The sequence below is a fragment of the Chryseobacterium ginsenosidimutans genome (assembly GCF_039536845.1).
GTDB classification, from domain to species: Bacteria; Bacteroidota; Bacteroidia; order Flavobacteriales; family Weeksellaceae; genus Chryseobacterium; species Chryseobacterium ginsenosidimutans_B.
The window spans coordinates 136,442-159,127 of record NZ_BAAAZJ010000003.1; the positions used below are offsets into that span (position 1 = coordinate 136,442).

The following is a 22,686-nucleotide window of genomic DNA, read 5'->3' on the forward strand; positions in this document are numbered from 1 at the left end:
TACAAATAATGAAACCAATAGCAAAATTAGAGATTCCAAAAATAAAAGCTCTAGGATTGAATAATACTCATGGTATTGATCAGTCTCAGAAGAAAAGCCTGAGTATTACATATAAATCTTGTTCAAAAGACGATAAATTTATATATTTATATTTTGATGTTTATGCATCGGGCTTGAATAATAATCAAGCTGAGATATATGTTGATGAGCTTGATTATCTGATAAATGACACTGCGGTTCCAAAGACAAAAATTACCATTTCTCAAAATAGCGGAATGGGAATTCCTTTGAAGTTTGATAAAAATAAAAATTTCACAGAACTTTTCAGTGATGATGGAAATATTTTTAAAGCAACTATTACCTGTGATGGTTTATCTGCAAAAAGTAAAGAATTTAAATTAAATTTTAATAAAAGCGCGGTAAATAAAAAAGTAGGAGAGCCAACTCAAAAAGAATATGCAACTGAAGCTGATTGGGCTAAAGCAGCGAAAGACTTAGGGGTTAATGATCCTGATTTATTAAGAGCAATTGCACAGCAAGAAAGTGAAAATATCGCATTTTTAGTTTCAGGAAAACCTAAAATATTATATGAACGTCACCATTTTTATGATTTTTATAAAGAAAAATATGGTGTAGCTAAGGCTGATCAATTAAGTCTAATGAATGAAAACATTATCAAAAATGCAAATGGAGGTTATGGCTCATCGGATTTTCTTTCTGAGAAAGGATTTGATAATGAAGGGTATTATAACCATCAATTTGACAGATTAGATAAAGCAAAAAAAATCAATGAAGATATGGCAATAAAGTCAACTTCATTTGGATTATTTCAAGTTTTAGGAGAGTATTGCACATATTCGAACAAAACACCAACACAGTTTTTACAAGAAATGTCAAGGTCTGAGAAATTTCAAATTCAGGCATTTGTCAATTTTATAAAAAAGGATGGGGCAAAAAAAGATTTGCCTAGCGCTTTAAATAATAAGAATTGGAGAAAAGCGGCTTCAATTTATAATGGAGCACAGTGGGAAACTTACAATCCTAAATATGCTAAAAATATAGAACAATATTATAATAAAAAGCCATGGAGAAAAAAATTTTTGGATTAATTATTTTGTCAATTTGCTTGTCTTGTGAAAAAGAGAAGTCGTTGTTAAATGCAAACCCACAGTCAAAAGTTGAATATTTTAAGTCTGAGAACAATGCTGTTCTCTTACAAAAGAAAGGTGATCAAGTTACTGTTTTCTGTAATCCGATAGATATTGGAAAATACGGATGTTCACTAAGTTTTGGAGGGATTTTAAATGACAAGTCTTTTACAAAAGGGTATTTTTTAGAAAATTCCACTCATAAAAACACTGTATTTGATACTATTGTCTCTAATAGTGCCAGTAATGTTAGTTTTAAATTAGAAGGAAATACAATTATTACACTATGCAAAACGCCACAGGTAGGATGCGAAATCATATTTAATAATTCTATGAGCTATAATAAAAATGACACCTTAAAATTACAAAAAATAAATAACGACATTGTGGGAATAGCAATTCCAATAAATGTTGGTAAGATTAAGAATAAAGAAAAAAATAATATTGACACTAATAATTTGCCAGTGGTTGTATTAAGAGATTTAAAAGACAGTTTAGAAATAGTATACAGAAAACAATATAGTAATGACACAAAAACATGGATTAAGGATGAAGAAGGGGTTATTGCTAAAAAAGACTATAAAATTCTTAAGTAAATCCGAATAAAAAATCATAAACTAATTAATTAGGGCTCCTGCAAATTTGTAGGAGCTTAATTATAGAGGTGAGGTAATGGCACAGTGGGTATTACAGCATTGGTATAAAAAAGACTTAAGTAAGTACGCAGATATTGATGATGCCACAAAGGTTTCGGCAGCTATCAATTATCCTAAAGCACTTGATGGACAGGAGAAACATGTTGCAAGTATTAATCATTTGTCAGAAAGAAAATTATATACTAATTTTTTTAAAAATATTTTTAACTATGAAAAATGTCGTAATTATCATAAGTAGTTTTTTCTTGTTTTTTGGTTGTAAAAAACAAAATATAGTAAATAACAATGTAAATAATTACACTTATGATATATCTGGTGATTCTCAAAATGAGTACTTACAAATCGTAGAAAATAATAACGGCTTCACATTGTATGTAGACAATGATCCTATTATCACCTTACTACCAATGCAAAACGAAAGCTATGTAAAAACTAACCCAAAAATTGAAAACATTTACATAGAGCCTAACAATATTCAAGCTTCTAAAAAAGGTGTCCGTATCAAAGTTCGAAATACAGATTTAGAGCCTGATTACTTTTATATGGACATATTTTCCGCAAATAAGCAATGGATAGTCGAAAAATATGGTATTATAAATACACAGGATAGTATTTTTATAAAAGAAAAATTGGTAAATAAACCTATTGCAATTTTTTTAGGAAAGAAAAGAATATGTGATTCTCATTCTCTTATTACAGGTTTAATAAAACCTTAATTTTTCTGATTTTAAGGATAACTAATGCCTTATGTATTTTTAAATATTTAATTATAATAAAAACCGCAGATTTTGCGGTTTTTTACTTACAGGTTTAAGTAAAATAATGGGAAATCATTCTAAGACAACTTTCAAATTTGAGAAATTTTCAAAACTTTCATGTCTATAAAATTGGGAAGGTAAAAGTCTACTTAGACATGGTATTATAAAATTATTGCTTAGATAACTATTTAGAAAAATCTAAACATCTATCATGGGAACAGTTCCACTAAATTGTAATTGTGAAATTAATTTGGCTAAATTTCAGACAATGGTAGAATATATTACAGAGGATAAAAGCCATGGCTTCCTATTGTTATAAAATCTAATTTTAAGAGATAGAATGAAATCCAATAAAGTTAATGATTAGTGCGAAATAGTTTCCTTTTATAACTGTACTATACAATTTATTAAGAAATGAAATAATTAGTGACTAAATTTATATTCTTTTTCACATTTTAAAGAACAGAAATCTTTCTTTTCAAGAATAATACATTGATATTTATTTCCAGTCTCATAACTTTCAATACACAAGATTGGATCAACACGACCAAGGTTTACAAATAAACCGATTACTTCCATAGGATCTTCAATTGGTTCCACAATATTACTTAATAGTTGTTTGGATGAATAGTACTTACTTTCAAGAGAAAACTCCTTACCACACCATTTGCATTCTTTGGTTTCAGAAGTACATGGTTTCCCTGAAAGATTTTGCGGATCTGGATTGGGATCACTCATAATCTTTTTGAGTTTTACAATCTGTTCGTCACTCAAATTATATTGTAAGATGAATTCAGCATTATTTATCAGATTATCTGCTTCTGTGGTTATACTGATATCTGCCCAATTGAAGCTATCATAATGATTTTCTGACTGTTCATCTTCATTTACCTGCGAGATATCATATTTTTCTTCAATATGGTTTATAATTGTTTCCGGAATCGGATTCAATTCAAGATTCGAAAACCAAAACTGTGGATTTTTATAATTAAAATTATAGTCAGTAACGGTAATGATAATGAAGGAATATATAATGTACCCAACTATGTTCAAACTATTATTTAAGATAGACTTGGAACTTCTGTTGAAAATGATATTGCAACAGATTTAAATCTAATTAAATAATATTTGAATGACTAGCTAGAGTGAAAAATTCATATTCAAAAAATATTATTCAATTGATAATAAAAAAATAAAACAGAAAAACAAAAGGATATCAATTGACACCCTTTTGTTTATATTTTAATAACACGAAGTACAAAATTTTTGCACAAAAAAGATAGTAACTCTAGGATTTGTAAAGTAATATCTTAATGAAAGTTCATTTAATTATTTCGACAATCTTTTGTCCTAGTATTTCTTCCTTTCTTTTCTCAAAGATACCAACGTCTAAATAAATATTTCAGGCATAATTGGTGGTCAATTTACTCCGAAAAATACTGGTCAATTTGAATGACTTTTCCAGTTTAAACGATATTTACAGAACATATCATCTAAATTATTTATGGAAAAATGGGATTAATAACTATTTCCGAGAAATAATTGATGACATTAAATTATAAACTAATATTCGAACTTGTAACTAATTTTTTATAAAAATTTATTACTCATTTGTTCTTAAAAAAAACAGAAAAAGAAAAAAGTGTTAATTGACACTCTTTTCTTTTCTTGATTTAAACTTTTTGTTATAAAAAGATAGCAAGCTTCATTATGATTTTTAAACCTTATTTCAAATTCATAATTAAAAACGTATAACTTTCTGCTTAAAATCGAGATACCAGCTTTAGTATATACAAAAAATGAGAAACTTTCTTAAAAATTAATTTTGAAATTCAATACAATCCTTTCCATTTTTACATGTCAGACATATCCATTTTTTAATTCCATTGATTAAACTAATTTTGTTGATACAATCTTCCTGTTTAAAAAACAATTCATTATTTGAGAGTTTCGTTGGTAATTGAAATCCCGGAACAATATAATAACCAATAAATTGTTTTTTTTTATTATAAACGAAGATATAATTATCATTGCTTAAATTCCTCAGATTTACATAAGTAGAATTTATAATATAGAATTTCTCTCCCTTTTTCGTTTTAAAACTTCCAAGAAACTTAGCTTCGTATTCATAACCTTTTTCAAAACTTTTCTTTCTGACTCTATTCATATCATTAGAACTGATCAACGATTTATTAAATTCATGTCGTGCTTTCTGATGAGCAAAAATTTCCTGACTGTATAAATTGTTAACACAAAATAATAATATAATTGCTAATACTTTCATAATTTTTTAAAATATTTTAATAATCAACTGGACCTGGGTATCTGCTCTTGACTTCCATTTTATTTATTCGTTCCTGATATCTTGGATCTTTAGCATTTGGACCGAATCTTTTAAGTGCTTCTGTCCAACCATTCCAATTCCAATTACCTTTTCCATCAGCTGTAAATCCTTTTCCTATTGCATATCTTATGGCTAGATTTATTTGGTTATGCGGAGTATAAACTGCACCTTTTTTAATTCCTAAACCTGTTTTATCAGGAGTAAAATCGCCATTTACGTTTACCTGTAAAATTCCGCCTCGATTTGACTCAGTTCCAGCGTGAGTTTCCTGCATACTCCAAGCTTTAACCTTATTTACTGAAATATCTTCTACATTTTTTAAGCTATTTTGAGAAATTTCATGTCCTCCTCTATCAACTACAACCATCAAACCTGAATTGAGTTCATTATTTGTTAAATGAGTACTTGCAGCAATTTGATAATCATTTTGCTGATATTCTTTCCCTGATACATCTTCAAGCCTTCCATTGTTGTCTTCTCTAGTTTGGATTACATTAGGCATTTGGGCTGGAACAAATACTCCAGACACTCCGCTATTGAAAGGAGCTGTTGTTCTGTTAGGATCTCCAAATTCAGAAAGTACAGTAGCCTGAACATAAGTTTTAAATTCCGTATTACTTTTTATTCGATATACTTCCTCTCCCTGAGAATTAAAATATACTATGTCACTTGGAGCTTTTCCATCTGGATCAACAAATTTTATCGGATTATCAAAAGCGTAAACATATGGACTAAACCTTGTCATCTTATCTGCTAATGGATCCAATACTCCCCATCGCCCTATATCTGCGATATACATCCTTGCTCCATAATCATACATGCCAGATTCCTGTATCTCCTTGCCGTTATATTTATAACTTTGATATCCTCCCAGAGAACTCCTTATACCTCCGATATGATTCATCCCAAAAGCATAATAATTATTAGTATCAGTTACCTCCAATGTTCCATCACTCTTTTTTGCATAACTTACCCTTGCATTTCCTAAATGATCTTTATACTGATAAATATAGCGATTTTCCGTAAAGCTGTAAAAGCCTTCTGATGTCGGTACAAAATCCAATAGCCAGACAGGAGAAAGGGGAGGTGGCGGATCTAAAGTAATAGGATCCTTAAAAGCCTCCTGTTCATAGGCTACACTTGTCCTGCACCAAAGACATGGAGTAACCTCTGAAAACTTATATTGGAATCCATCTAAATAATCAACAATATTTTTGGTAATATTGGAATTCCCCCTAGTTCCGCCACTCGTGTAGGTTTTACGGACTTTTGTACCATCTGCGCGGTATAAATAATTTAAACTAAAGCTTACATTTGTTCCAAATGGATCAATTTGACTGATAGAATAAAAATCTGACAGGTTTAAGTGATTATAAGTAATTGATTCAATCCCCTTATCTTTCATATTGGTCATGTTTCCGTTTAAGTCATAATCAATAACATTATTCCCTCCTTCATACCCGGTACTATTCATCGTTTCAATAACCTGATCCAAACGGTTACCATTATATTGATAATCAAGATCATCAATCAGAGTTGCTGTAGTCGAAAATACCTGAGGAGCAAATCTTTTTAACGTTTTAATATTTCCATTCAAATCATAGGTCAGATACTCATTGAAAGAGCTGTCCATTCCTGTAGTGGGCTCTTTATAAAATGCGTTTTTTAATCTATTAAGTGTATCGTATTCATAATTATATCTTTTCAATACATCTTCAGATGAATTTTTCCAATCTATTTCTCCAATATTCCCGTTAAATCTTCCGGGAGCAATATTGGAACTTATCGGATTGGTATATCTCATTTCGTATCCGAACAAATCATTTCCTAAAGTAGAAGGGTCATTAATTTTGGTCATCCATCCCCTGATATTGTATTGATAATCCACCTGCTGTAGAGGGGAAGATACTGATGTACCTCCAACCTTCTTGCTTTCTATTTGAGATAGTTCATTGTATTTATTTTGAGCAAGATATTCCGTGGGATTGCTGTCAACCTGATGACTATGAGTTAATAACCTGTTTTGGGTATCATACGTGAAGTTTTCTGTTATCACCCTGTCCGTATCGGTATTTAATCTTTTGTGAGTAGTGATGGTCTGCTGGACAGCTCCTGCAAAATCCAGTTTGGAATCTATCTTTGTACGTCCTCCTAAGTGATTAATGGAGTAAGATCCGATGGGTCTTGCTTTTTTATCGTAATATGTATAATTTTTTGTCCAGTTGTCATCTTCTATATTTTTAATAACACTTATCACCGGCAATCCTTTTGTGCTTAATCCATTGGTATCAGGAATTTCGGTCAATACAGCTTCCCCTAATATAGCGGATGGAACAGGCGGATTAAACCCATATCCCGGGTAAGTATCATAATAGTTTAATGACAGCAGAGTAACCCATTTCGTAGAATCCGGATAAGTATTGTCTTGGTTTCCATAGTAAACATCCATTCCTTGTCTTGCAAAAGATGGAGTACTTAATCTGTTAACATTGTTAGAACCATATGTTTCAGCCATTGTCTGTTCTGCACTCCTGTTTCCCCCTGTCCCAATTCCTGTAATGGCGACTCTTCCAAACTGATCATATTTGGTATATAGCCATTGTCCTTTCTTTTTTAATTCCTGGTCTTGGCTTGCAACAACTCGATCCTGTTTATCATATAACATATATTCCCAGCCTTTTCCTGGAAGCTTTTTCTCAACCAAACGGTTTCTTATGTCATACTTGTACTGATAGCAAAAATTGTTCAAAATATCCTCGGATATATTATCACCAAACCCGGCTCCCAATTCTTCTATAAATGCGAAAATTGCTTGAGGAGGAACTACTAATACTAGTTGATCATATTCATTATAAACATAATAAGTGTCAGCATTTTCTGTAGCACTGATCACTTTTCTAACTAATAAAACCTGTTCTCGTCCGTTTTTGAATTCAATGGTTGTATTCCCGTCTTCATCAATAACTGTATTTTTATATAGTTGACCTAAACTAAAGTCGGAAACATATTCAACTTGCAAATTAGTGGCATTATCGGTCCATACTAATTTCCTCACATGGTCATTAGTACCAATTGTTTCATATTTAAATTGGACAGCATGATTTTCCCATATCGTTCCCGGCTGTATTTTTGAAAAGACTCTGTTTAAAGGGGACTTTTCAAGATTCTGATGGGTAAATGCTCTTGTATCGTTATAGTAGGCTTGAGTCGCACCATTGACAGATGATTGGATACCTCCATTTAAAGTACTCATAGGCACAGGAAGCCAGGAATCTTCCTGTCTGCCAAACCCATCGTAAGGTATCGTAGTAACCAAATCCTTGTCTAAAGGGGTTGCTTTTACATTAACTACCTGCTTAGCTCTTCCCAAACCATCAAAGTACTGAACTGTTTGAGATTGTTTGGCTGTTGAACTCGTAGAAGTTACAGGCTCAAGATAGGTTCTGGTTTGTATATAGTTTTCAGTAATTGTTGCCTGTCCAAAGATAAATCCTGACAAAAACAAGGCACTGATCGGTAAAATTATTCTTTTCATGGTTGAGTGTGCTTATTTTTTTATCAATTTTGCGCTCGCAGTTCGATGATCATTTGTTTTTATTGTCACTAAGTAAGCTCCCTGAATCAAAGCCTGCGTATTCATTTTGGTTACTTTATTCTTAGTTTTTAGACTCTGTAATTGTCTTCCTCCCATATCATACATCATAATCTCAGCTTCCTTAAAGTCAAATCCGATTTCCACATAAACATAATCTGAAACAGGATTCGGATAGATCTTAATATTCTGCTTTTCGATCAATTGATCAATTTGTTTATCCCCCAACTTTATAATTTTCCAATTTTCTTTACCTAATACTTCTGCGCTTGTTCCTGCCAGAATAATTGAACCATCTTTGTTTAGTTTAATATCAGACAATCTCTCCTCTCTTTTTCTCGATTCTCCCTTCACATGTTTTCTCCATTGTTCATTTCCATTATAGTCCAGATACAACATCCAAAAAGTCTCATCATTATTCTCAATCCTTCCTTCTGCCTGAGTATAACCTCCCAGCAGAATTCCTTTCGAAGATTTGTCATCTGAAGAATGCAAAACACTTATGCCCATTAAAAGATCCCTGTTACCAAAATTGTAAGACTTTTGCCAAATTTCCTCTCCTCTTTCATTTAAAGAAATCAGCCATAAGTCTGCACCTTCTTCGATTCCTACGGTTTTGTTTCCTGACCTTTCTGATCTTGATTCTCCGCCTATTAAGTAACCAGTTGATGTTAAAGAAAGTGTTCTCAAATGATCATCTCCTTTTCCTCCAAAATTCTTTTCCCATTCTACTTTTCCATCTTTTGAAAGTTTAATAATCCAGTAATCGCCCTCTCCAATGTTTTCTGTTTTCTTAGAACCACTTGAATTGCTTCTTGAATAAATTCCTAATAAAGCACCACCATCTTTCGTTGGAATCATCTTCTCAAGTTCATCGAGTCCTTTTCCACCTAAAATAGCCTGAGATAATTCTTTTCCGTTTTTATCAAGTCTTACAACCAAAACATCTTTTGATCCGTAACTTTTTGGTGAATTTTGAATATTTCCCGCTACACAAAATCCTAAATCTGTCGTTTGAATAACAGCTCTTGCTTCCTCATCAGAAGTTCCACCAATGGTTTTCTGCCACAATTCATCCCCAAACTCATTGATTCTGATCAACCAAATATCCGATCCGCCTCTGGAATCTTCTTTTTTATCCAATCCTTTCCCTGAATATGAAGTACCTGCTAAAAGAAATCCTCCTTCTTGTGTATTTACTGTAGCAGATAAAAAATCATGATTCTTACCACTAAAGTACTTTTCCCAAACCTCTTCCCCTTGTTGGTTTAATTTTATCAAGTGAAAATCATAACCATTGGTCTGCTTAGTTTCCTGAGAAACCTTATTTGATTGAATTGAACTTCCCGAAATCAGATATTGCTGATCAATGGTTGTGGTAACTTGAGAAAGGAAATCCTGTGTCGGGGATTTAATATCTCGTTGCCAGATAACTTCTTGAGAATATAATACACCGATTGTACATATAAAAAATGCACTCATAATAAGTTTTTTCATACTTGTGTTACTTTTGATATTGAAATGTAAAATTCAACGGATCATATGAAGTTGGATCAGCTGATGTTCCTGATAATAAAGTTACAGTGCAATTCCCAGCGGTATCAATGAAAATATTCCACTGGCGATTAACCCCTGCTTCCAAATATGTAAATTGTCGATTTGCAATAGGAATACAACCAGACCCAATTTTGCCAAGATTTATTCCATTAGTCCAATTTTGCCAAAGTCCATAAGCTGGAAATACCACATTAAAATTAACAGTATTATTTACAGTTGTCGTAGAGTTAGTACTGTATTGAGGACTAACCCCAGAAGAAAAAACAAAACTACAAGACGGTTGTACTGTACAAGTCCCATTTTGATTGGCCATGTTTTGACCATTGGCATCAATGTCATCAAGTGCTTTTTGATCTGCTTCTAATTGACTTAAATCTGAAAAATACGTTCCGGCTGGAACCATATAGAGATAAGGATTTCCTGTCGCAGAAGCACCACAGTTATTACGGATAAATGTTTTATCTTTATAGGAATTAGAAAAAATACTTGCAGCAATTGGTGCATAATTGTATTTAAATTCTTTTAAAATCTTTCCGTCGATATTTACAATTCTTTCCAACCTTTTCTGAGAATCATACTTATAATATTCTATAATACCAGAAGGTGGGGTGATGCTTGTCACTCCAATAAGAGGAGAATAGGTATATGTTGTGACAAGGGCATTTGGCAAAGAAATTCTTATTTTGTTCAAAACGCTAACCATAGCGATTTGATCATAAGTCCCCCCTTTTATACCAGCAAGCTCTGTTGCTGTTAAAGTAGCTTCAACGGCAGACAATGTACTGTTGTCCACTTTTGCAACCGGGTATTCCTCTTTATAGCCCCAAACATAAACGGATGTTGTGCCGTCGCTTTTCTTTGCTTCTGTTATATTTCCATACTTTCCATAATCTACAAAATCGACTCTTTTATCGTAATCACCAGTCGTGCCCGTTTTTAAAGTTTTTATATTATTAAAAAGATACATACTTCTGGAAATATTATTTTGATCTGTATAGTTTTTAACTTTAAAATTGTTAATCGTTCCTTTGACTAATTTTCCATCAACAGTCACCTCAGTTTGTATAACAGGATTAATATTATTCTGCGTTGTCATACCAGCTATTATGGTTGCTGATGTTTCATCAATACCGGAAGATAGATCCTGAGGATATTTGTTTCTTATTATTTCAATCTCTCCTGTGCTTCGTGTAACAGTTGTCTTCGTCAAATTCTTATGAAGAGGGTTCTCATAGCTGTAATTTGTTGTTGTAACCAAAGGATTATTTCCGTTCATATCATAATTTGTTTCAATCGTTTGTTTTGGATGCCACCATTCAGAATAAACCCTATAAAGACTGATAAAACAACCATAACCTAGTCCATACGGTGGATCCTTTAAAACATTCTTAGTAAATACCCCCTTAACCATTTTAGTTGAAGATTCGTCCTTTTCATATGTACTTTCAATTAATTTTAAACGGACATTATTACTATTATAATGTTCTTCTTTTATTAAGTTTCCATTATCCATATGTGTTATTATTGGCATTCCTGGCAGGTGATTCACCCATTCTACGTCAGGATTATTTGAATAATAATAAATTGATTTTCCTAAGTTATTTCCCAATTGATCAATATCAGAAACCGATACCTCAGAATATCCCACAAAATTTCCTTGAGCAGATGAACTTATAGGCGCATTGTTTTCCGAAGAACAAACAATAACATCTCTATAAGCCATATTCTGTCCATACTCATTATAATATATGCGGTCACCTCCGTCTCTATAAATGTGCTGGATATTACTCATTGGCCTTCCAGAAGTCCATGGCGTATCCTTAAAAGTATAATTGTAAGTTTTTCTTGATTTTACACTTCCATCTCTATCTAAGTTTTCTTGTTTGAGAATTCGTAAACCTCCTCCAGTTACTGCATCTACCAAGTTACGTTGTAAAAAATTCAGCATTATATGAATTGTCATACTCTGTGTTGGTGCATGGGTATTGGCTTTAATATAGTACATGCCAGGAGATAAAACTGCTTGAATACTTCTATTAAAAGAATTAACACTTGGACTAAAACGTATAATATCAATACCGCCAGAGTTTTGTATGGAAGCTTTCATACTTGACAAAGCACTTTGTTGTCCTGAATTAAAAATATTACAGTTAATTTTTACACGTGTATAATTGCTAAGGTAAAAGCTGGTCACCTCATCGGTTACACTGTCTCCGTCAGCATATACCGAAAATGAGCTAGTATCATAATTGTAAATATCCTGATCTCCAACGCTATATTTATTCGGTTCATAAGTAAACTTGGTTGCACCTCCGGTTGGATAATTGATTTGATTTAAAATGCCCACTTGCATATAAGCCGGATCAGACTCTCTGAAAGCACCATTTAAAAATGCGGCTGTCTGGCCATTTGGAGTAGGCCCATATTCTAGTTGAAAAGGCACAAAACTTTGATAGGTATTTGAATAAGATGGTGGATTTGGATAATCTTCTACATCAGGACTGGTTCCATTCAGAAATTGCGTTACATTATCATATAACATAAGATGATCATTGTCAAAGCCATTGTAATATCCCCAATGATCAGTTGATGCAGAAGTCTTATCTGGGAATTCCATTGAGTTATAGCTTAATTTATAAGGTGGATTTTTTTTATAAACACCTGAGACATTATCAAAAAAGGACTCTTGAATAGCATTTAGTTTTAATCTCCAATAGTTCTCTTTATTTTTCCCTGTATAAGAATCTCCAAAATAACTATAGCCAAAATCAACCTTTTTAATTGATTCACCATTTAAATTAAAGACTTCAAAAGAATCCAATTTTTGTGATTTGGATGAATAGGTACCAAAATTGTTATATGGCCGTAAATCTTCTCTGTCACTTGTATGAAAGTCAATATAACCATTTTTAAATTTAATTTTTTTTAAATTTAGATTGTCTGACGATGTCATACTAACTGCAATAGAATTCTTTTTCTCAAGAAGAGTTCCATACCAAAATTTCCCAGAATTGTTAAGAGGGTTACCCCAATAGCTTTCCTGTTCATAAAAATTTAATTGGCTTATACTTTTGTGTCCTGCGTCTCCATCGTATTCAAAAGATATAGAATCATCTTGTGGATTAACAATTTTACTAATATACCAAGCTGAAATATATTCATTAAAGCTTATACTGGGATCTAGTCTATCATATTGTGCTCCTCGTTGTATGTCATTTACTAAATAAACAGGTGCGTTCCGATCATCAGCACCACTATAACCACGAGAAATTTCTCTTTCTGCAAAATAATACTTCCAACCATTTCCATCAGTAACTTCCCATTCTTTTGTGTCCAAATCATAAACAAACTTAGCATTGGTTTGTTGTAGAGGTATCCCTTTTACTTTATTATTATTAGGTTGTCTTTTTTCAAAAATCATTTTTCCAGACTCTCCACCAAAATTATAATAAAGAATATCCGGCTTTCCATCTCTTAAACCTGAATTAATTTCTTGGTAGGCATTGAAGTATTGCCAACCCGGCCCTGCAACAATATCATCTCCACCAGTTGAAGGCAATTCACTCACTGTGACATACCCATTAAATGGATCCAAATCATCTACTCCACTTACCGAACGAGTAATCACTCCTCCAGCATTAAAAGCCCATCCTAATCCCACTGAGCTTGCTTCCTGGGAAATTTTTATTCCAGAACTATGATAGCTTAAAGAAATAGGCAATTCTATTTCTCCTGATTTTATGTTATATAATGGTATAGAAATATTAGCGACTCCTGTATAATTACTCACCGGCTGATTGGCATATTGGGCTAATGCAGACGCGTTTGGCGAAGGAGGCATAACTTTGGGCAATTCCTGTGAAAAAGCACTATTGATGCTCAATAATGTTAAAACTATAGGTAAAATTACCTTTCTTTTCATGGTCAGTTTATTTTTATATTTTTTATCCGTTAATTATTATATTGTACCATTTTATTTATTATCAAAAAGTCACCATATTGGACTTTAGATTCATTAAAAAACAGTACCGTAAATGATTTGATCATTTTCATTGAGCGAATTTATATCATAAAAAGACGAGAAAGAACGGGGATTTTGAAAGTTAATAATTTTAAAATATTGGTTTAATATGTGTGTAATATTAAGAATGAACTTGTAACTATTTTTGAGACAAAATTTAAGTGAAAAATATAAAACTATTATTTAGTTTTTTGCAAAAGAGTAAAGCAGAAAAACAAAAGGATGTCAATTGACACCCTTTGCGTATATCGAATATGAGTATAAACTTTTCGTTCTAAGAAATTTAATAATTCCAAGAATATATTCTCATTTATAATCAAATGGTCTTAAAAAGAAAAATGATTTAAACTTAAACCAATACTAATTTTTGTATCGATTTAACTTAACGGATGTAAATAGGAAAAATATAAAAATACCCATTAATCCGAAACAGATTTCTGTTCCAAAATCCAAATGCTCAGTTCCCAATTCAGATATTTTTTTCCGTATTGAATCATGATCATCACCCAGATAATTAATAACGGAATGATAAAAATCAATATGGGTATTAATAATTTCAAAACACATGATAATCCCCAATACACTGAGCAAAATCCCTATAATCGATAATGTTTTCATTTTTTAATTATTGTAAAGTTGGTGTTCCCGTTCGCATTTAGGAGAACAAAATTTTTCTTTTTCAGTGACACATTGATATTTAATACCGTTCTCATAATCCCTGACACATTTGTAAACCAATGGGGTATTCCAGTTTTCACCGGATATTGCCATATTAAATCCCACTTCTTCTCCTATAACCAAATAAGAAGATTTATATATTTTATTCAATTGAAATATCTTTCCACACCATTGACATTTACCGTCTTCATGACCACAAATCTCTCCCGCATAACTTTCATTATACTGGTCTGTATCAGTCAGAATATTTTCCAGTGTTTTTAAATAACTATAATCGGTCTCCAATCTTTTTAATTCATTTTCACCGATGTTTTCAGATTCATCTTCATTATTAGGAACCCGACTGTATTTTACATTGGGTGAAAACTTTTCTCTAATTCCGGTACTGTCAATAGTACTAATAGTATTTTTAATTTGGGAATGGACATTTAAGTTAGAGAACCGGAAATCATAATTTTTATACCTTTTATTATAATCGTAAACAGTGACCATAAAAAAAGAAAAAATCATATAATAAATAATATTTGAAAATACACTTATATGATAATCTTCACCACCTTTGCTCAATACTTTTTGAAAGATAAAAATGAAGAGTATTTTCATGACAATTATACATCCAAAAAATGCTATAAAAAATGAAGTATTCAACAGTGATTCGAAATTAAAATATTCCAGGTATTCAAAATATTTCATGGTTGAGATTTTATTAATTGTAATTTCTGTAATGAACAGTATTCAACATGCATTCACATTATTATCTTTTGTTTTTAGTGTTTTTCTGAACCAACTGATTAAAAGAATCATTCCTTAAATCTTTTGTACTTCTGAATACATTCTTATCACCAAGATCTGTAATCGTATTGTTTTCACAGTTTAGTAAAATCTTTACAATTGAATTTGTATTCTGATAATCGTAATAAGTCAGAACTGCCTTACTATAAGAAAGAAGTGTGACTCTGTCAAGATAATACATCGTTGATCCCACCATTCCGGTAGAAAAAACGCCTCCACTATTTGAGAATCTGATTATAATATCACTTTGATCTCTAAATGAGGTATTTTGAGCAAGATATTCCTGCACTTCCATATCATTATAGAAACATTTTTGTGATTTGAATCCTGTCAGTGCTGAACTGAAGATTAAGATGATGAGAAGTTTTTTCATGGTATTAAGTTTTTAAATTTATTTTTCATTTTTAAACTCTTTGATTTTCTCCAGTGTAGGATTATTGAGTTCGTTATATTTTTTCTTGATTTCGTCTGCAGTAAGACTCTTCTTATTTCCTTTGACACATTCACGGACAAAGTATTCTGAAACCTGATAAGACTTCGAAAGAACTTTGATGATTTGGGTGTTGTAACTCAATCTTTTTTGTGTATTTTTATCCATTGCTTATGTTGTTTCAAAGACGAAACAAATATATCAATATTACTATATATGTCAATTGAAATATAGCAATAATGAGTGATTTTTTTGAAAGATTAGATAAATACATGGAATACAAGGGTTTAAACGATAATAAAATTACCGTAGAGACTGGTATTTCTGTTGGATTAATTGGAAAAGGAAGAAAACGGGGAGGGTTATCTCAAGAAAATATAGCAAAATTACTATATGGATGTCCAGATCTTAATGCCAATTGGTTATTTAAAGGAGAGGGAAATATGTTAATTGAGGATCAGATTTTTTTATCCTCTGAAATTAACTGGAAAAAAATAATAAAATCACAGGAAGAATTGGTGGAAATTCTGAAAAAGCAAACCACAAAATAGGCAAATACATTATATTTTATTCATTCATTTACCTAAAATTATGTGAAAATCTATGTACTTTAATAATCATTTATTGTACTATTAGGTGTTTTTACGGTACTAATTTGGTACATTTTTGCCGTAAATCCTAAAACCTAGTTTAAGTTTAAATTAAAACTAAAATCCTTTATACAATACTCCAGTATTGGTTTTTAACATTTTCTAAGAAAAATAAGGACTTTATTCCATTTGAAAAGTATCGATATATCCGACGAATTCGTGTTATTTTTTTCTACAAATCAGAAAATATTATTTTGCTCACGTAATTAAAATACAAACGGTAGTCTGTATTTTATTTTTAAAGGTTAAATTAATTCAAGTTTTATCGCCACCTTTTTCACTTTCATAACGGTTTTTGTAGACATCTCAAGAAGTTTTCCGATCTCTCTTAAAGTTCTTCCTTTCTTCAGATATTCCAACGCCTTTTTATTTTTTGGCTTATTTATAAAAGTAGCATCACTTTCATTAGATCCATTGGGTCTCCCAAAGGTCACATTGCCATTTTGACGAGCTACCATTCGTCCTACTTCGCAACGTTGACGTTGAGTCTCAATCTCGTTCTGGTGCAGCGAACTCATTATGGTAGTGATCATTTTCCATATAGGGTTTTTCTCACCATTGGGACGAGATTGCAATCCCATGTTTCTTACACTACATTAATCCCTTTATGATCAAAAAAGTCAAGGGTCGCCAGGACATCTCGGGTGTTTCTTCCTAATCTACTCAAGTCTTCTGTTACAACGGTTTCTACCTCATTTTTTTCAATCAAGTCAATTAACACTCGACCCTTCTCTCGGTCTCTAAAATTTACTGTACCTGAAACTTTGTCTAATAAAACTAAGTCATATTTATCCTGATCTGCTTCAAAACGATTTCCTGTCTGACCTAAAGTAGAAACTCTATTATATTTAACTCTCATTTTGTTGTAATTTAAAATCTGAATTAAATTTACTGCGAAATCACCGTTCTGCCTACGCTTTTAGCACCATTTAGCGTTTAAAATAGATTTAGTTTTTGTTTTAATATAAAGGAAGACAAGATTGAGCAAAATAAAAATGTAATAAACTGTAGGCTTAGTTGAAACTGCAATAAAGTACATTAAGAGCAAAATAATAAGCGATACCTTGAGATATCAATATTACTATAGAATAGGATGTCAATTGATCCTCACTTATCATATTCCTAAATAGTTGCCACTCCCTCCCTTGGGGGTACCCCTCAAATCCGACCTCCCTCCCTGCGGTGTTTTGATTAAAAAAATCAGGGTTCAATACCATACCTGAAATCTCAATAAAAATTTTCCGGTAAAAAATCTAAAAATTGAAGTTAATGGTCATTTTCTGAAAAAAAAATTTCTGGTTTTTTCTTTTTAAATCTCAAGAACTCTCCCAATTTATATCATTGAATGTAAAAAGAGGGTTTCCATCTTTCTCAAAATTTTAGAAAACTTTTCTTTTAACAATTACATTATTTGGTTTTTCCAATTATTTTATATATAATTTAAATAACTGATAATCAAACCAGTATAAACAAAATAATTTTATATAAATGACTAAATATGTTGAAAAAGTTTTGACTGTACCTGACAATATTGATTATGATAGAATGTGGTCAAAAATAGAAATTTACGTAAGTGATGCCAGTGATAAAGCCAGAAATAAAATAAAGGATTCCATCTATCTGTTTCTACACTATATCTATCCGTCCTCCAATTATATGACTTACACCAAAGACAATGGATTCTATAAAAAAATTCTCAGTAAAGAGTTCAATTCTGTTACAAGAAACCTTCTCACGACTACCGTCAAAATCCTTACCGATCCTGATTATCCCGTTATTGAAACCAGAAATTATAAAGTCGGCAGTTATGCAAAGTCCTACAAATTGAAAAATGATTTCTTCCTTTTTTGTAGAAATAAAAATGTTAAAATCCAATCTCTGATCTCTCAGAATTACCACAACAGGATAATAAAATATAATAAGGAAAAATTGGATGAGATAAAAAATGAGACTTGTGAAACCGGAATTGATCGGGAATATTTATTTTCTCAGTACGAAAAAGATATTATTACAATAGATAATCGTGTTGATGATTATATAAATGCAATAGAATTAGAACTGTTAAAAAGACTTTCAAAAAAAACCGCCAAACCGTATTATCAATCTTTGGAAAAGAGTCTAAAAGATAAAATACTCTCAATGCGAAGGAATGTTATTCAAATTAAAAATGGTGAATTTGAACCCACTTTTCAAAAAAGAAATAACAGACTGTATTCTGTTTTAACGTCATGTAAACGGGAGATTAGGAAATTTATTAAAATAAAAAATAACAAAGTGTCAGAAATAGATATATCAAATAGTCATCTATACATATTATCAAATATTTTAGATAAATCATTTTATTTAAATAAAAATAATTTATCATTATTTAATATAGATAGTAATTTATATAATAAAATAAATAAGAATTTCAATAGAACTAGATATTATCTACAATTAATAAAAAAATTTAAATTCAATAATCAATTATTATATGAACATAAAAGTAGTTATATACCCTATATATGTGGCACTTTTTTAAATAAGGAGGATATAGGAGAATTCAGATCATTACCATTCAATAATAACATCTATGATCATTTGAATGAACTTATCTTTAATGGTGAGAAAGACCGGAACTTCATTAAAAGAAATGTTATGAGTTATCTGAATCTCAAAAGACATCGGGAGAACAATACATTTATCCGAAAAATGAAAGAACGTTTTCCAAGTGTTAACGGGATTATCGAAATGATCAACGAAATTGATGAAAGTAGGGGATGGATGTCTATTCTCCTCCAACGTTTTGAATCGTATCTGCTTTTGGATGTAGGAATAAGGAAACTGTTACAGGAAATGCCTGATTTAAATTTTTTCACCGTTCATGATTCAATTGTTATAGAACAAACTAAAGCAATAGAAGTAAGAAATTCTCTGGCAGAAATTATCAGAGAAACCACCGGAACTCCTATAGGATTAGTTATCAAGCCTACCACTGACCCATTTGACAGAATTGAACAGACAATTAATGAAATATGGAATAGATCATTTAAAAAGGTAATGAATAAACGGAGAAAAGAAAAATATAAAAAAATGTGAAAATATTGAGGGATTCTTGCGGGAATCCCTTTTTGTTGCTATTTTCCGAAAAAAACTATGAAAGTATATGTTTGCGCATTGGAAAATTACGGTAAAAAGTATGTTGATCAAGTTTTGAACTTATTTAATTCTGTTGATGGTGTGATTGAATTTAAGAAAATTGAAACTAACAGGAATCTTCAATACGACTATGAAGATTTGACAAAACTAAAACAGGATAAAATTTTAGAAATTATTGATCGTATACGGAAAGAGAATGAATATATCGGAGAAAGTTACGTAGTACTTTTAACAAATAAAGGTTTAGACATCCCAATCATAAAATTACCAAAAGAAAAGGATTGGAATAGTGTTTTTATCCATCTTTCCATAGCAGTAAATTGCTCTTATTCCCGATGGCAAAAAATTACTGACGGAAAAGTTTATTTAGCAGTTGCTCACCAGATTGTAGAGAATGTTTTTCAGGCATTATCTCACATGGAATTGAATTCTCAAATACAGTTGGAAAGTGTTCATCAGGAAACCGAAATCTGTGTTAATGATTATTGTACTGAACTTTGGGAAACAAAGGGTAAAATCCGTTCCGGATTTATATGTCAACAATGTAAAGATAAAGCACTTTTTTATAATGATTTCAGATATATTGAACACATTGAAAAATTACTTAAAATTATCAGTGACCGTCTGCGACATAATCATGAGTATACACCATCAGCACAAGATTTAAAAGTTACATTTGACGATGAAGGAAATGTATTTTTAGGTAATGGAAAAATTGATTTTAAAAAAAGTAAGATTTCAAAAGTTAACTATCTTTTTCACCTAATCAATTATGATATTCCTCTGTCAAATGGCGATTTAAAAACTGAAAAAATTAAAACTAAATTTTTGGAACTGGCATCAGTGTTAGATCATCAAATGACTGAAACTAATTATTCCAGTCATTTAAAAAATTTAAGGTGCAATCATAACAGGTCTAATGATGTTATAATCGAACACTCTAAAAGTGATGTTCTTTCTTCCTATTTCAAAATCAAATCTCAATGTATAGAACAGGATATATATTCATATCAGATTTCTTCTACTAACAACAATATTACTATACCGGATTATTTGAAAAAGTACAGAATCGACAACTAATTGCAGCGTCGCAGAATCTCAAAGTACGTTTTTAATTTCGGGACTTTTGTATCATAATTTAAAATAAATATTATGAAAAAGTCAACAATCAAATCAGGGGTAGTATTACCATTACTAAACAAAGTAACAAAATTATCAACATCACAAATTGAAATTCCTGAAGAATGGGATGAACTGTTCGAGAGAAAAGAAAAAAGTCAATTTATTAAAAATCTTGAGAATCAGATTAGAAATACAGGATACTCTTCTCCAATAGTTGTTTTTAAATTTGAAGATAAGTATGTAATTGTCGATGGTGTATTAAGATTTCTGGCATTACAGAATTTAAACTTAAACGAAATCGATTGTATAATCTTAGATAATGAACCTGAATCGAAAGATGAGATTAAAGACTGGATGATTGAATTCAATTTGAAATCTGTCCCAACAATTGAGGAGCGTAAGAAACTTCTTACCCATTATCTTAGAATTGTTAACTGTGAAAGTGAATTGGATGAAACCACTTATAACGAAAAGTATAAGTTTATTTCTGAACAGTATGGAAAAGGATGGGGCCGAAATAATATAATTACATTTAAAAAATCTTTGATCTTCGAAAAAGAAAACCCGGATAATAATTTGAATTTGTCTACAAAGATTTTAGAAAATGAAATTTCATTTGACAGGGCAAAACAGACTTTAGATCTACTAACAAAAAACAATCTAGATTATAATATTGAAAAAGAAAAAGAAGCTAAAATTGTTGATGGTTTTATTAACAAAAAATATGACCTTGGAAAGGCAAAGTCATTGGTAAGACAATACAATACTAAAAAGGAAACAGGAATAACAGTTATAGATCCCATCACTAAAATATCTTCAGAAAAATACACCATATTACCGGGAAACTGTCTCGATACTCAATTTCCAGAAGGAACACTATTAAATGGTATTTTTACTTCAATTCCGTATTATAATCAGATTGAGTATTCAGAAAAGAATACTAAAGATCAGGAATTTGAGATCGGTCGTGAAAAGAAACCAGAAGACTTTACCAGAAATATTGTTGATGTGATGAAACTCGGTGCGGAAAACATGGTAGAAAATGGTGTGATAGTAATAAATCTTCACGATTCTTATCAGGACGGAATATGTGTAGGTATAGTTGCACTTTTAATAACCGAAATGCAGAAAGCAGGTTTTTACTACATTGATCAGGTAATCTGGCAGAAATCAAACAATAAACCACAGGGAAATAAGACTAAAAGGTTTACCAATGGATATGAATCAATTCTTATTTTCTCTAAATCTAAAGATTATTACTATGATCAGTTGAGAATATTTGATCCGGAGAAATCTGCGACAGTTAAGAAAGGGTGTTCAGAGCAGGGTAATAAAGGGGCTGATAAAGTACCGTCTTATCATATATCCAACCAATATAAGACAATCAGAAACTTCCTTTGTGACAATGATATTGAACAGATTTTGAAATTAAATATTTCAAAGGAAAGATCTCAACAGGATGGCTTACAGAACGGATTTTTCGGTTCTTTTCCAACATTGCTTCCAATACCATTTCTTTTATCTTTTTTTCCTGAAAACGGTATTGTATGGGATCCGTTCGGAGGAACCGGAACGACCGGAAGGGCAGCGCTTATGCTGAACCGCAAAGTGATTATCAGCGAACTGTATGAGAAGAATATTGTGAAGATATGTGAAATTCTTGAAAAAGGGGTTTCGGAATATAATGAGACGGATTATACTACATTAAAAAATGACTTCCTGTCTTCTGAAGATCAAATGAATGACGCCGCTTAAAAGGTTTTAGAACCTTCCTAAGATTTATACTCCAATTTTCCACCG

19 protein-coding genes are annotated in these 22,686 nt (G+C 31.3%); 8 read left to right on the forward strand and 11 right to left on the reverse strand.

Features of this window, described 5'->3' with window-relative positions:
* Positions 1–8 precede the first annotated feature (8 nt).
* The 4 genes from ABD745_RS00715 to ABD745_RS00730 all read left to right on the forward strand — a co-directional run bounded on the left by ABD745_RS00715 (position 9) and on the right by ABD745_RS00730 (position 2,520).
* Complete coding sequence (locus tag ABD745_RS00715; protein ID WP_344823683.1) at positions 9–1,109, forward strand: N-acetylmuramidase domain-containing protein; 1,101 nt, start codon at positions 9–11, stop codon at positions 1,107–1,109.
* Positions 1,085–1,744, forward strand: coding sequence for a hypothetical protein (locus tag ABD745_RS00720; RefSeq protein ID WP_344823687.1), 660 nt, complete (start codon positions 1,085–1,087; stop codon positions 1,742–1,744). The genes ABD745_RS00715 and ABD745_RS00720 overlap by 25 nt, the downstream gene beginning before the upstream one ends.
* A 76-nt stretch (positions 1,745–1,820) precedes the next feature.
* Entirely contained in the window at positions 1,821–2,042 is a 222-nt protein-coding gene (locus ABD745_RS00725) for a hypothetical protein (protein WP_344823691.1), read from the forward strand.
* On the forward strand, positions 2,014–2,520 hold the full coding sequence (locus ABD745_RS00730) for a hypothetical protein (RefSeq protein WP_344823694.1): 507 nt from the start codon (positions 2,014–2,016) through the stop codon (positions 2,518–2,520). Before ABD745_RS00725 ends, ABD745_RS00730 begins: the two co-directional genes overlap by 29 nt.
* A 465-nt stretch (positions 2,521–2,985) precedes the next feature.
* On the opposite strand, the gene ABD745_RS00735 is transcribed toward ABD745_RS00730, so the two are convergent.
* From ABD745_RS00735 to ABD745_RS00775, 9 genes are all read right to left on the reverse strand, one after another.
* Entirely contained in the window at positions 2,986–3,615 is a 630-nt protein-coding gene (locus ABD745_RS00735; RefSeq protein WP_344823697.1) for a hypothetical protein, read from the reverse strand.
* Between the two features lie 766 nt (positions 3,616–4,381).
* Positions 4,382–4,846, reverse strand: a complete 465-nt coding sequence (locus tag ABD745_RS00740; RefSeq protein WP_344823700.1) for a hypothetical protein — start codon at positions 4,844–4,846, stop codon at positions 4,382–4,384.
* 16 nt (positions 4,847–4,862) lie between these two features.
* Positions 4,863–8,441, reverse strand: coding sequence for a DUF6443 domain-containing protein (locus tag ABD745_RS00745; protein WP_344823703.1), 3,579 nt, complete (start codon positions 8,439–8,441; stop codon positions 4,863–4,865).
* Between the two features lie 12 nt (positions 8,442–8,453).
* A complete protein-coding gene (locus ABD745_RS00750) occupies positions 8,454–9,995 on the reverse strand; it encodes a T9SS type A sorting domain-containing protein (protein WP_344823707.1) in 1,542 nt (513 codons plus the stop codon).
* 7 nt (positions 9,996–10,002) lie between these two features.
* Entirely contained in the window at positions 10,003–13,977 is a 3,975-nt protein-coding gene (locus tag ABD745_RS00755) for a DUF5977 domain-containing protein (RefSeq protein ID WP_344823710.1), read from the reverse strand.
* A gap of 459 nt (positions 13,978–14,436) precedes the next feature.
* Positions 14,437–14,694: a hypothetical protein gene (locus tag ABD745_RS00760; RefSeq protein WP_344823713.1), complete on the reverse strand. Its 258-nt coding sequence runs from the start codon at positions 14,692–14,694 to the stop codon at positions 14,437–14,439.
* Between the two features lie 3 nt (positions 14,695–14,697).
* Positions 14,698–15,447 (reverse strand): hypothetical protein, encoded by a 750-nt coding sequence (locus tag ABD745_RS00765; RefSeq protein ID WP_344823716.1) that lies wholly within the window; start codon positions 15,445–15,447, stop codon positions 14,698–14,700.
* A gap of 61 nt (positions 15,448–15,508) precedes the next feature.
* Entirely contained in the window at positions 15,509–15,919 is a 411-nt protein-coding gene (locus ABD745_RS00770; protein WP_344823719.1) for a hypothetical protein, read from the reverse strand.
* An 18-nt stretch (positions 15,920–15,937) separates the two neighbouring features.
* Positions 15,938–16,144: a hypothetical protein gene (locus tag ABD745_RS00775; RefSeq protein WP_047397500.1), complete on the reverse strand. Its 207-nt coding sequence runs from the start codon at positions 16,142–16,144 to the stop codon at positions 15,938–15,940.
* Between the two features lie 71 nt (positions 16,145–16,215).
* Between ABD745_RS00775 and ABD745_RS00780 the strand changes: the two genes are divergently transcribed.
* Complete coding sequence (locus ABD745_RS00780) at positions 16,216–16,527, forward strand: hypothetical protein (RefSeq protein WP_344823724.1); 312 nt, start codon at positions 16,216–16,218, stop codon at positions 16,525–16,527.
* A 344-nt stretch (positions 16,528–16,871) separates the two neighbouring features.
* Here ABD745_RS00780 and ABD745_RS00785 read toward each other — a convergent pair whose 3' ends face one another.
* Positions 16,872–17,144 (reverse strand): serine integrase family protein, encoded by a 273-nt coding sequence (locus ABD745_RS00785; protein ID WP_344823727.1) that lies wholly within the window; start codon positions 17,142–17,144, stop codon positions 16,872–16,874.
* A gap of 68 nt (positions 17,145–17,212) precedes the next feature.
* Positions 17,213–17,485 (reverse strand): recombinase family protein, encoded by a 273-nt coding sequence (locus ABD745_RS00790; protein WP_344823730.1) that lies wholly within the window; start codon positions 17,483–17,485, stop codon positions 17,213–17,215.
* 629 nt (positions 17,486–18,114) lie between these two features.
* Between ABD745_RS00790 and ABD745_RS00795 the strand changes: the two genes are divergently transcribed.
* From ABD745_RS00795 to ABD745_RS00805, 3 genes are all read left to right on the forward strand, one after another.
* Positions 18,115–19,704: a hypothetical protein gene (locus tag ABD745_RS00795; protein ID WP_344823733.1), complete on the forward strand. Its 1,590-nt coding sequence runs from the start codon at positions 18,115–18,117 to the stop codon at positions 19,702–19,704.
* Positions 19,705–19,761: 57 nt separating this feature from the next.
* Positions 19,762–20,844, forward strand: coding sequence for a hypothetical protein (locus tag ABD745_RS00800; RefSeq protein WP_344823736.1), 1,083 nt, complete (start codon positions 19,762–19,764; stop codon positions 20,842–20,844).
* Between the two features lie 72 nt (positions 20,845–20,916).
* Positions 20,917–22,641 carry a DNA methyltransferase gene (locus tag ABD745_RS00805; protein ID WP_344823740.1) on the forward strand — a complete coding sequence of 575 codons (1,725 nt, stop codon included), beginning with the start codon at positions 20,917–20,919 and terminating at the stop codon, positions 22,639–22,641.
* Positions 22,642–22,686: the final 45 nt, after the last annotated feature.

What these genes read in the sequence shown, in the direction of transcription:
- ABD745_RS00765 (WP_344823716.1), bottom strand. Translation starts at nt 15,447, where the DNA reads ATGAAATATTTTGAATACCTGGAATATTTTAATTTCGAATCACTGTTG.
- ABD745_RS00775 (WP_047397500.1), bottom strand. Translation starts at nt 16,144, where the DNA reads ATGGATAAAAATACACAAAAAAGATTGAGTTACAACACCCAAATCATC.
- ABD745_RS00750 (WP_344823707.1), bottom strand. Translation starts at nt 9,995, where the DNA reads ATGAAAAAACTTATTATGAGTGCATTTTTTATATGTACAATCGGTGTA.
- ABD745_RS00770 (WP_344823719.1), bottom strand. Translation starts at nt 15,919, where the DNA reads ATGAAAAAACTTCTCATCATCTTAATCTTCAGTTCAGCACTGACAGGA.
- ABD745_RS00760 (WP_344823713.1), bottom strand. Translation starts at nt 14,694, where the DNA reads ATGAAAACATTATCGATTATAGGGATTTTGCTCAGTGTATTGGGGATT.
- ABD745_RS00780 (WP_344823724.1), top strand. Translation starts at nt 16,216, where the DNA reads ATGAGTGATTTTTTTGAAAGATTAGATAAATACATGGAATACAAGGGT.
- ABD745_RS00745 (WP_344823703.1), bottom strand. Translation starts at nt 8,441, where the DNA reads ATGAAAAGAATAATTTTACCGATCAGTGCCTTGTTTTTGTCAGGATTT.
- ABD745_RS00755 (WP_344823710.1), bottom strand. Translation starts at nt 13,977, where the DNA reads ATGAAAAGAAAGGTAATTTTACCTATAGTTTTAACATTATTGAGCATC.
- ABD745_RS00725 (WP_344823691.1), top strand. Translation starts at nt 1,821, where the DNA reads ATGGCACAGTGGGTATTACAGCATTGGTATAAAAAAGACTTAAGTAAG.
- ABD745_RS00790 (WP_344823730.1), bottom strand. Translation starts at nt 17,485, where the DNA reads ATGAGAGTTAAATATAATAGAGTTTCTACTTTAGGTCAGACAGGAAAT.
- ABD745_RS00795 (WP_344823733.1), top strand. Translation starts at nt 18,115, where the DNA reads ATGACTAAATATGTTGAAAAAGTTTTGACTGTACCTGACAATATTGAT.
- ABD745_RS00805 (WP_344823740.1), top strand. Translation starts at nt 20,917, where the DNA reads ATGAAAAAGTCAACAATCAAATCAGGGGTAGTATTACCATTACTAAAC.
- ABD745_RS00720 (WP_344823687.1), top strand. Translation starts at nt 1,085, where the DNA reads ATGGAGAAAAAAATTTTTGGATTAATTATTTTGTCAATTTGCTTGTCT.
- ABD745_RS00740 (WP_344823700.1), bottom strand. Translation starts at nt 4,846, where the DNA reads ATGAAAGTATTAGCAATTATATTATTATTTTGTGTTAACAATTTATAC.
- ABD745_RS00730 (WP_344823694.1), top strand. Translation starts at nt 2,014, where the DNA reads ATGAAAAATGTCGTAATTATCATAAGTAGTTTTTTCTTGTTTTTTGGT.
- ABD745_RS00800 (WP_344823736.1), top strand. Translation starts at nt 19,762, where the DNA reads ATGAAAGTATATGTTTGCGCATTGGAAAATTACGGTAAAAAGTATGTT.
- ABD745_RS00785 (WP_344823727.1), bottom strand. Translation starts at nt 17,144, where the DNA reads ATGAGTTCGCTGCACCAGAACGAGATTGAGACTCAACGTCAACGTTGC.
- ABD745_RS00715 (WP_344823683.1), top strand. Translation starts at nt 9, where the DNA reads ATGAAACCAATAGCAAAATTAGAGATTCCAAAAATAAAAGCTCTAGGA.